Raw genomic sequence first — 2381 nt, 5'->3', positions numbered from 1 at the left:
TAACTACCATACATGTTAAATTTATAAAGAAATTGTTATGAAAGTCTGTCACTTGCAGCATCTACAAAATCTATAAATTTTACGTATTAATTTGATAGGGTAACGCAACGATGAATGAGCCTCTCCAGGCCCAGGCGAGCCGTGGGGTATCCCCTGCAGCGCTGCTTGTGGCCGGTGCATTCTTTATGGAGTTCCTCGATGGGACGGTGATTGCCACCGCCCTGCCAGATATGGCGAAAACCTTTGGCGTCGAAGCCGTCGATCTTAATATCGGCATTAGCGCCTACCTGATCACGCTGGCCGTACTCATACCGGCCAGCGGCTGGATAGCGGACCGCTTCGGCGCGCGCACCATATTCAGCCTCGCGCTCGCCATTTTCACCGTCTCTTCCGTATTTTGCGGCCTCGCCACCAGTGCTCACGGTTTTGTGGCCATGCGTATTCTACAAGGCGTAGGCGGCGCGCTGATGGTTCCTGTCGGGCGGTTAGCCGTCCTTCGTACCACGCCAAAACACCTGCTCATCACCGCCATTGCCACGCTCACCTGGCCCGCGCTGATTGCGCCGATTATCGGGCCTCCGCTGGGTGGATTTATTACCAAAGTGGCCGACTGGCGCTGGATATTCTTCATTAATGTCCCGTTGGGCATTATCGCCATCCTGCTGGCGTTGCGGATTATCCCCAACATCCGCGACGATGAGCGGCGGCCATTCGATCTACCGGGTTTTCTCGCCACCTCGGTGTCAATGGTGAGCCTGGTCTACGCGATGGAACTGCTGGGCGCAGAGAAGATGCAGGGCGGCTTAATCATCACGCTACTGCTGCTTGGCAGCGCCACTTTTTACTATGCGCTGTCCCATTTCCGCCGCAGCCCGGCGCCGATGATCCGAATGGATGCACTCAAGGTGCCCACTTTCCGCGTCACGATGTACGGCGGTTCATTGTTCCGCGCTTCCATCAGTGCCGTACCGTTCCTGCTTCCCCTACTCTTTCAGGTCGGTTTTGGTATGGATCCGTTCCACTCCGGCCTGTTGGTGCTGGCGGTGTTCGTGGGCAACCTGACGATTAAGCCGGCCACCACTCCGCTCATTCGCTGGCTGGGCTTCCGCCGCCTGCTGTTGATTAACGGTGCGCTGAACGTGCTGGCGCTGGTCGCCTGCGCCTTCCTGACACCGCAGACGCCGGTATGGGTGATTATGCTGGTACTGTACCTCGGCGGCGTGTTCCGCTCGATTCAATTTACCGGCGTCAGCACGCTGGCGTTTGCCGACGTACCCTCACCGCAAATGAGCTATGCCAACACGCTGTTCAGTACCGCCAGCCAGCTGGCGATTGGCCTGGGTATCACACTCGGGGCGATTGGGATTCGTATCGGTGAGAAACTCAGCGCCGTACTGGATCTCAGCGCGGTACCCGGTATCAGCTTCCGTCTGGCCTTTGTCTTTATCGCGCTGATTTGCCTGGTGGGGATGATAGATACCCTGCATCTGACGCGAGACGCGGGCAGCGCGGTGTCGAAGAAAGCCAAAGCCTGAGTTCACGGCATAAAAAAACCCACGCCAGAGCGTGGGTTTTTATTAGAAAGGAGAACGTCTGACTTACGCCAGGATCTCACGAACAAAGGCTTCGATTTCTTTGTTCTGGCAGTTTTCAAAGAAGCATTCCTGGAAACGCTGACCGGAGACGGCAGTTTTCACCAGCGCCGGGTCGATAGCGCGCAGAGTATCCAGATAGTTCTCTTTCACCACCGCCGCTTTAACCTGGTTCAGGATACCGGCGTTACGAACCTGAGGTTCTTTACGCTCTGGCGGGTAGCCTTCGCCATTACGGCCGGTGAACGCTTTTTCAAACATATAGCGAACGTTCAGTTCCGCACCCCAGCCAAAACCTTTGGCGAAGGCCAGAGACAGCGCGTTACCGTTGTTGATCTGGGCAAACAGGAAGGCGTCTGCTGGATCCAGGCAGTAGCCACAAACAACGCCCGGGTGGATGTTCAGGGACATCAGCGCACCCTGACCGGTACCACAGCCAGTGACGACGAAATCTACCGCTTTAGAGTTCAACAAGATGCTGGCCATGATACCCAGGTGAATGTAGGTCAGGTGATGATCGTTTTCATCGCTCATGCCCACGTTGTAGACCGGGAAGCCTTTTTCATCGGCAACGGCTTTTAACTCATGATGAATAGTCGCGTTTTTGCTGGCCTGGCTGTTTTCCATCATCAGTGCAATTTTCATTCTTTCCTCTCCTGAAAGCTACGCGGGATTTCCCGCAGTCGTTCGATTACGTTACAGTAACCTTACTACCAGACAAACGCACTTTCAAATTTTATGAAAAATGGTTTTACTTTTTACTGAGGCGGTCACACTTTTGGCCTATGC

General features: G+C 54.6%; 2 protein-coding genes. One reads left to right on the top strand and one right to left on the bottom strand.

The genetic code is table 11. From position 1 onward, the window contains the following. The first annotated feature begins 110 nt into the window (after positions 1–110). The gene (locus NNN71_RS24385) at positions 111–1535 is read left to right on the top strand and encodes an MFS transporter (protein WP_167575548.1); all 1425 of its coding nucleotides are present in this window, start codon (positions 111–113) and stop codon (positions 1533–1535) included. A 63-nt stretch (positions 1536–1598) separates the two neighbouring features. Here NNN71_RS24385 and NNN71_RS24380 read toward each other — a convergent pair whose 3' ends face one another. Then, positions 1599–2237, bottom strand: a complete 639-nt coding sequence (locus NNN71_RS24380) for an RpiB/LacA/LacB family sugar-phosphate isomerase (protein ID WP_065357827.1) — start codon at positions 2235–2237, stop codon at positions 1599–1601. Positions 2238–2381: the final 144 nt, after the last annotated feature.

The organism is Kluyvera sp. Awk 3 (assembly GCF_028069715.1).
Classification (GTDB): Bacteria; Pseudomonadota; Gammaproteobacteria; order Enterobacterales; family Enterobacteriaceae; genus Kluyvera; species Kluyvera georgiana_A.
Note: the sequence above shows the minus strand (reverse complement) of the source record. Positions and strands in the feature narration are given on the sequence as shown.